Annotated in this window: 7 protein-coding genes; all 7 read left to right on the forward strand. The window is 68.1% G+C overall.

Annotation, left to right across the window (positions count from 1 at the left end; translation table 11 throughout):
- Window positions 1-770: 770 nt before the first annotated feature.
- The 7 genes from VN520_RS00765 (at window position 771) to VN520_RS00795 (ending at window position 6,933) form a co-directional block, all read left to right on the forward strand.
- Complete coding sequence (locus tag VN520_RS00765; protein WP_325744850.1) at window positions 771-1,580, forward strand: hypothetical protein; 810 nt, start codon at window positions 771-773, stop codon at window positions 1,578-1,580.
- 1,077 nt (window positions 1,581-2,657) lie between these two features.
- Entirely contained in the window at window positions 2,658-3,494 is an 837-nt protein-coding gene (locus VN520_RS00770; RefSeq protein ID WP_325744851.1) for a ParA family protein, read from the forward strand.
- Window positions 3,484-4,731, forward strand: coding sequence for a hypothetical protein (locus VN520_RS00775; RefSeq protein WP_325744852.1), 1,248 nt, complete (start codon window positions 3,484-3,486; stop codon window positions 4,729-4,731). Before VN520_RS00770 ends, VN520_RS00775 begins: the two co-directional genes overlap by 11 nt.
- A gap of 151 nt (window positions 4,732-4,882) precedes the next feature.
- The gene (locus VN520_RS00780; RefSeq protein WP_325744853.1) at window positions 4,883-5,227 is read left to right on the forward strand and encodes a hypothetical protein; all 345 of its coding nucleotides are present in this window, start codon (window positions 4,883-4,885) and stop codon (window positions 5,225-5,227) included.
- Between the two features lie 115 nt (window positions 5,228-5,342).
- Window positions 5,343-5,708 carry a hypothetical protein gene (locus VN520_RS00785; RefSeq protein ID WP_325744854.1) on the forward strand — a complete coding sequence of 122 codons (366 nt, stop codon included), beginning with the start codon at window positions 5,343-5,345 and terminating at the stop codon, window positions 5,706-5,708.
- Window positions 5,705-6,004 carry a hypothetical protein gene (locus VN520_RS00790; RefSeq protein ID WP_325744855.1) on the forward strand — a complete coding sequence of 100 codons (300 nt, stop codon included), beginning with the start codon at window positions 5,705-5,707 and terminating at the stop codon, window positions 6,002-6,004. Before VN520_RS00785 ends, VN520_RS00790 begins: the two co-directional genes overlap by 4 nt.
- A gap of 368 nt (window positions 6,005-6,372) precedes the next feature.
- A complete protein-coding gene (locus VN520_RS00795; RefSeq protein WP_325744856.1) occupies window positions 6,373-6,933 on the forward strand; it encodes a hypothetical protein in 561 nt (186 codons plus the stop codon).
- Window positions 6,934-7,074 lie beyond the last annotated feature (141 nt).

Below are 7,074 nucleotides of genomic sequence, written 5' to 3' on the forward strand. Positions count from 1 at the left end.
CCTGGGCGCGCTGGCGTTCCTGAGCCGGGGAAGGGACAGCTGGGGCCGCCGCGGAGCGGCCGTGTACCCATGGCGCTCCCCAGGGCCGCAAGGTGCACACCGCAGCCGGCACCCGTGGGGTGGTGCCGCCGCGGAGCGGCCTGAACGGCGCAGCAGAGCGCCGACGGGCCCGTGACGGCCCGAGCGGGACCAGGACGGGGACCAGGAGCACGAAGGGAAGCGAGGTGCGCGCACCTGCGGGGCCCGGGGTGCCCCGCAGGGCGCCGTTGACGGTCCGGGCCGGCGACTGCCCCGCCAGGCCCGGAGGGGGAGGCGGGATAGGGCAAGGGCGGTGGTGGGCCCGGCCATTCAGGCCGGGCCCACCACCGCCCGCCCGGAGCGCCACAAGGCGCTCCGGGCATGGCGGAGGCGTAGAACACCGGGGGCCAGCGCCAGCAGGCCTCGTCGGTGGGCCTGGGGAGACCGGAGGCGCCGTGTTGGGGCGGAGGGGTGGAAGGGGGTGTGGGGGGGAGGAGAGGCGGCTGCTGCGAGCGTGGCGGGCTGCGGATGGCGGGAGCGGTCGGCGGAGTTCGGTGGCGGGCTGTCCGGCTCCGCGTGGGGGGAGCTGTCCGGAGCGAGTGGGGGTACGGTGACCGGGCTGTCCGGATGGCTGACTGAGCTGCAGAAACCTCCTCCTGATCGCACGCGTGCCCGAATGCGCAGGAGAAGGTCAGCTTTTCCGCCAGGGGCGTTTCCGGAGAGGCGTGTCATTACTGTGAAGACAAACCGGCATGCTGTTGGCCATGCCACGAGGAACGCCAGAACCCCTGAGGGATCGAGCTACAGCACCTGTCGTCGAGCGTGTGAGGAAGCGTTACCGGCAGGCCGGCGATCGCGACCTGGAGCTCTTCCCCGCGCCAGAGGACATCTTCGGCGTCCTGGTCTATCTCCGGGAGCGGGAAGAGGTCCTGGAGCGGCCGGTGCGCCGCCTGGAGTCTCTGAGGAAGCGGACGAAGGAGGAAGAGCAGCAACTCGCCGATGCTCGGGTAGCCCTGCGGGAGAACAGCCTCGACCGTCTCCGGTTGATCCGGCGGCTGCGCGAGCTGGTCGACGTCCAGGAGGTCGCTGTGCTCGAGGCCTGCTTCCGAAACGGGCTCAAGGGCCGGGAGATGGGCGTCATTCTGGGCATTGAGTCCCGCGGGGGTGCTGCGCTTCGACTGCAGCGGCTGCGCCTGGCGATTCAGACGAAGTGGGAGTTGCGCACTCCCCGCCTGGCGAAGGCACGGGCGGCCCAGGACGCGGAGGAGACCCGGCGCGTCACCTCTGGGCACGCCCGGGTCCGCCAGGCCGCGCTCAATCTGTTGTCTGTGCGGTCGTCGTTCCTTGAAGTTGAGGACCTGGATGAGTGGTGGGACGACCTCGCTTGGCACCTCGATGGCAACGACGAGACGCCTTCGGAGCAGGCGAGCACGGCCGCCCATCTCCGCCAAGTGGTCAGGGACATCCGCGCCCAGGCAGCACTGGAAGGGGTGCCGCCGGCCTCCGACGAGGTTGCGTTGCGGCATCTCGCGGAGGCCGAGGCGGCGGCGCGGCGGACCTGAGGTGCCGCGCAGTCTGCGTAGGTGGCGTGGGAGACACTCGCTGTCTCCCACGGGAGACAGTTGTCCGACAAGGAAGAGACCGCGATGAGGGGATGGATACCCGTATCCGGTGCGCTCCGGATACGGCGGCGGAGTAGCTGTTGCGAGGGAGGTCGCCCGGATATGCCCTCGCGGCTGGGCTGGATACCCGCTGCCAATGACGGATTGCCGGAGTAGCTGGAACGCCACACGGTCTCCCGCGGGAGACGGTTGTCCTGGGCCGACCCGGTTGCGCCTGGATACCGAGTCTGGCTGCTTGCGGTTCGGTTGGCGGGCGGCAGTTGGCAGCGATGGCAAGGGCATAGCCAGCCGCGGCGGCGACTGGCAGGTGTTGTCAGATGAGCTGACAGGCGGTTTCCTGCCGTGCAGCGGCGCCGGATGCAATGCGGGCACCCATGGGTATCCAGTCGCGGCAGTCCTATCCATGAGGGAGGAACACCGACAAGGGTGCCTCGGGACCCTTGGCAACGCCGAAGCTTTGGGTAGGGCGCCGGCGCATTCTTCATGCCGGACGTTGGCAGCTGTGCCGACCGTGGATGGTGACGGGGTCGGCCGGGTTGGCAGATATCCGGTTGTCAACCGTCAACGGTGGTTTGCCACCCGTGTCGACTGTCGGCAGACGTGACGCATGCTCGGTTGCTGGTATTCAGGAGTTTGTGCGACTAAGTGATGCTTGCGGACGGAAGTGACCATTTCAGGCCGGTTATTGCCCCCCGTAGTCGGATCGGTTCGCGCGGCAACCCACGCCGGGCTGCGGCTGACAGCTACCTTGGGGGCGGGCTGTCCAGGCTGGTTTCAGCGCCGCTGGTGGACTAAAACTCACAAGCAGCGCTGTACCGGTTCCAGATGCCGGGCCGCTGTCCGGCAAGATAGAGCCCGTCAGGGGAGGCGCGAGCGCGCTCTCGTCGCCCCTGAAACGCACAGCGCCCGCCGGGGAGGCATTTCCCCAACGGGCGCAAGGTGCTCGACCCTCAACCGTCTGCAAGGAGCAAGAGTCGTGAAGACCAACGATAGCCACCTCACGAGGGGTGGCAACGCATGACCAGCGAGACTTTGAAAGACGTGACCGCCGAAGGCGCGACCGCCATTCCCGCTCAGCACGAGGGCCATGATGAGGAGGGGGAGGCGACTGACGCTGGCGGCGCGTACGTGCCGCCGGAGCAGGAGCCGGACGTTGTCACTGTGGCCGGCTTCAAGGGAGGCGTGGGTAAGAGCCGCACCGCCAAGGAGCTGGCCTGGCTCCTGGACGGCGTTCTCACCGACTTCGAGTGGGACTGGGGCGGGGTGACCCGCGGATGGGGCTACTTCGAAGAGGCCAGGCTCAAATCGCCTCTCATTCGGGCATTCCAGACTGGTGAGACGCCTAAGCCCCTGTCCGGTCGAGGCCGGAAGCCGGACCTCATTCCTGGCCACACGGACTTCGAGCGCAACCAGCCGCGGTCCGAGGCGGTGGCCGAGTCGTTGCTGCAGTGGTCGCGTGACCTGAAGCGGCGCCTGGTGGTCGACACCCACCCGGGCGGAAGTGAATCCACCTACGGGGCGATGGCGGCTGCTCGTGTGACCGTCGTACCGGCCGTGCTGGGAAATGAGGAGCTCCGTGCCTTGGAGGGCCTTCTGAAGAACCTGCCGGACTACCCTCTCCTGCTCATCCCGTACAAGGTCGGGCGGAGTCCTGCCGCTTGGCTGCTCGACGAGCTTGAGCGCCTCGCAGAGGAGAACAAGGCTGAGATCGGTCCTGCCGTGGGTGACTACTACTGGATCCCGCAGCGTCGGCTTCGGGTGCCCATCTGTGCGAGCCCGGTGTCCAAGCGGACGGCGCCGTTCGTCGAGGAGATGAAGGCTGTCGCGGAGGCGGTGGAGAAGTATGGCCGATGAATCGTCGACGCAGCCGCAGGCCGGCATGGCTGCGCTGCGAGCCCGTAAGGGCACCAAGAAGACGGCTGCTGCAACCCAAGGCACCACCAAGGTGGCCGAGGCCCCCGTTGAGACGGCACGACGGACTCCGCCGCCGCCGAAGTTTCCGAAGGCATCTGCCGCAGAAGGCTCCAGCGGTACAGGGGATGCTGGCGTTGCCCCGGCGGAGCAGAACGGCGGACGCTCCGTCGCCCAGGCCGCGGCGGAGCAGCCGGTCAGCGTGCCGGCTGCTGATTCTGAGGTGACGAACGTCGAAGGCGCAGATACCGGGCGTCAGCGGGTCACGACCTCGGGGCCGGAGGAAGCGCCCGCACAGGAGCAGATGGAGCACAGCCCCGGCGACGAAGGGGCGGCAGTGGCGACTGCTGCCCCGGCGGCGGAGGGGGCGGCGCTGCCGGTCGACAAGCCGGACGCCGGGGATACCTCTGCTCAGGGCGGAGGCTCCCCGAGTTCCGCTGACATCCCGGTGCAAGCGCGGACTCCAGAAGCGCAGCAGGCGCCCAAGAGCTCCGACGGCGATCGTGTGGCTGATGCCCAGGAGAAGGCTGCTGCTGTTCCGCCTCGGGCTGAGGCAGCCCAGCCGGCTGCGGCGGAGCCTGCGACCGGGCATCAAGCGGCCGATGAAGCGGCTGCTGATGGCACCCGAAGTGACAGCGGGGACGTCCCCGGCGCCGCGCTCGAGCGCCGCTCGGCGCAGGCCCCTGTCGCCGTCACGAGCCAGTGGGACCGGCATGTTCCCCCGCCTGTCAACGAGGGGTTCCCTCGAGCTGAGGAGATCCTGAACCAGCGGTTCATCACCAGGGAGGCACTGAACGCATCGGTGCCTGCAGAGCTGCAGATCCCTCACCGACTGCAGCTGCTCAAGGTCGTGTCCCGGATAAACCACATCCCGCCGGCCGACCTGGTCGCCGTGGCCGTGGACTGGTTCCTTCGAGGTGGCAAGGCTTCGGCCGACGACATGCTGCCGCCGTGGAACCGATACACGGGGCACGGCACCCCTGAGGACATCCGTCCGGCTGAAGTGGTGCTCAACGAGCGGTTCATCACGCGCGAATCTCTCAAGTCACAGGTGCCGAGGGACCTGCAACTGAACCATCGGCTGGCCATGTATCGAGTCCTGAACCGGCTGGAAAAGATGCCGCCTGCTGACATCGTCACGGTTGCCCTTGACCGGTGGCTGAGGGTCATGCGCTTCTGACCAGCTCTTATGGAAGGCCGAATGCCCGCCACCTGCCCCGGTGGCGGGCATTCGTCGCTAGGTAGTACTAGGCTTTCATCCGTCCGAACGCCTAGAATTATAGCCGTTTCCATAGCCGTATCCCTAGGTGTCCCTACGTGGAAGGAAAGAAGTGCCGCGCAGAGTATCCCTGGCCCGCAAAGCCCAGGAGCTGGCCGACGCCCTGAAGGCCCAGGAAGAGCGCGAGGGAGGTGCAGTCACGGGTTTCAGCCCGCATCCCGAGACCGAAGCCCTCCTGATGCGCCGGGGAGTAGATCGGGAGCAACTGAACTACGCCGTCCCCGAGCAGCTAGAACTGAAGCGCCGCCTCAACGCGTACAACGTCGAACGCGGCGGCCTCGGCGTAGGCAACCTCGTTGCGGCTGTCCTCGACGCCTTCCTGCGAGCGGAGGGCTACGCACCCGACCTGGACTACCAGAAGGGCGACAGGTCCGGCAGTCAACTGCCGCCGGACTGAGAAGGCGAGCCTTGGCTCCGGGCTGTGGAGTCACCGTGATTCGCGGGAGCGGGACTGTGGCCGCTTCGCTTCCTACCTTCTGGGTCGTCAGCAACGGAACGACCCAGGAGCAGCGATGACCACCGCGTACACCGAGACGATCAGGGAGACCACCCCGGCAGGCCACCAGCGTGCCGTCGCGTTCGCGCTGTCGCAGCTCCTCACCGAGTTCCCGGACCTGCCGACGCCGCACTGGTCGATTCCGATCCCGCAGCCGGAGGACGACCGGGCGCTGTACGGGTACCTCCAGCGTGAGCACGAGACGGTGGAGGCTTTCCAGGCGTACGTGAAGGCGCTGGGCGGCGAGGTCACGAGCTGTGCCCCGGTGGAGATGTACGGACGCCTCGTGCGCACGCACACCGTGGTCGCACAGTGGAAGGGCATCCGGGTGGACGTCACTGTCACTCTGCCCGCCAGCATCGACGTGCAGGCAGCGCTGTGACCGCCACCGTCGGCGCCGACCACCGGCTGCGGCTGGACGTCGGCCCGCTCGCACTCGGCCCCAACGACGTGCACGCGCTGCTCTGCTACGCCTACGGCGGCCACACAGACTCCCTTCCTTCCGACCTGACCCAGGAACAGATCGAAGGTGCCATCCGGGCTGTGCTGATCATGTACGGCCTGCCCGGCGCTCTGCGCTGGGAGCCTGGCGTCGAACCCCAGCAAGCTACCCAGGTCTCCTCGTGGGCCTGGCGCCTGATCGAGCGCCGGTTTCCTACGCTGATCTTCACGACCTGACCTCCTGGCCAGCCGCGCCCTGCATCCCCCTGCGGGCGCGGCACCGCCGACCGGCCTACCCCTCAGCCGGTCGATGACTGCCGCCCCGCACCGTGACCCCCTCACGGTGCGGGGCGGCAGGTCGTTTCGGGCGCTCGACCGCGGCCTCCATCGTGAGCCCTGCTGTCCGCATCATCCGAAGACCGCACGGAGCCGGTGCTTGGGTCTTGCTGCCCGCCGCCGGCCAGCACCTCATACGGCAACTCGCCACTTCTGGGGAGGGCACCGACGCGGTGCTTACCTGTCACCGCGACAGACCGGCGACGACGGTGAACCTGCCGCTGTTTCCCCGCACACCGCCCTGCATCAAGGACTTCAGGAGCCCACCCATGGCCAGCGTCAACGAAACCGTTCGTCAGCTGATCGAGCGCTACCCTTGCGGCTACCCGCACCGCACGGAAGCTCTGCACCAGATCCTCGTAGTGCTCGGCGCCGGGTACGAGTGGCGAGACGGCCAAGTCGTCAGCCGGTTCCCCGAGGAGGACACGTGCGCCCGCATGCACCGGGACTTCCAGTACTCGGCTGAGCAGGTGGCCGAGTTGACAGAGGTCGGCATCGAGGTGAGGGAACAGTTCATCACCGGGCGGTGCCCGAACGAGGACCTCCGCAGCCGAGCAGACGAGCTGGCCCGGAAGACGGGGAAGCTGCTGCACGGCCCGTACCAGCCGCATCCGACTCTGCTCTTCCTGGACGTTCCGGCAAACGCCCATGCGGACTGGGCCGCTGCTGCGGCAGAGATCGCAGCGGTGGTCGGCCCTCTGTGGGCTGCCGGAGCTGACCTGGAGCTGGACCCGTACGAGCGGACCGACTATGTCTTGAGGGAGAGGGACAAAGCCCTCCGTCGCCTGGAAGCGGTCTACGGCCCCGAGGTCATCAACGCCGCTCTGTAGACGCGTGGTTGGCCGCATGCGAGTGGCGGGCCCCGATCCCACGGATCCCGGAGGCCCGCCACTCAGCCGTTGTGCGCCTGCCGTCGACGGAGGGACCGGCGACGGTGGTCCCGAGGCGATGTACTACCAGGACAGCTTCTC

Source organism: Streptomyces sp. (assembly GCF_035563135.1).
In the GTDB taxonomy this organism is placed as follows: Bacteria; Actinomycetota; Actinomycetes; order Streptomycetales; family Streptomycetaceae; genus Streptomyces.

Coding starts and splice junctions, on each gene's coding strand:
- VN520_RS00765 (WP_325744850.1), top strand. CDS start 771: ATGCTGTTGGCCATGCCACGAGGAACGCCAGAACCCCTGAGGGATCGA.
- VN520_RS00770 (WP_325744851.1), top strand. CDS start 2,658: ATGACCAGCGAGACTTTGAAAGACGTGACCGCCGAAGGCGCGACCGCC.
- VN520_RS00775 (WP_325744852.1), top strand. CDS start 3,484: ATGGCCGATGAATCGTCGACGCAGCCGCAGGCCGGCATGGCTGCGCTG.
- VN520_RS00785 (WP_325744854.1), top strand. CDS start 5,343: ATGACCACCGCGTACACCGAGACGATCAGGGAGACCACCCCGGCAGGC.
- VN520_RS00795 (WP_325744856.1), top strand. CDS start 6,373: ATGGCCAGCGTCAACGAAACCGTTCGTCAGCTGATCGAGCGCTACCCT.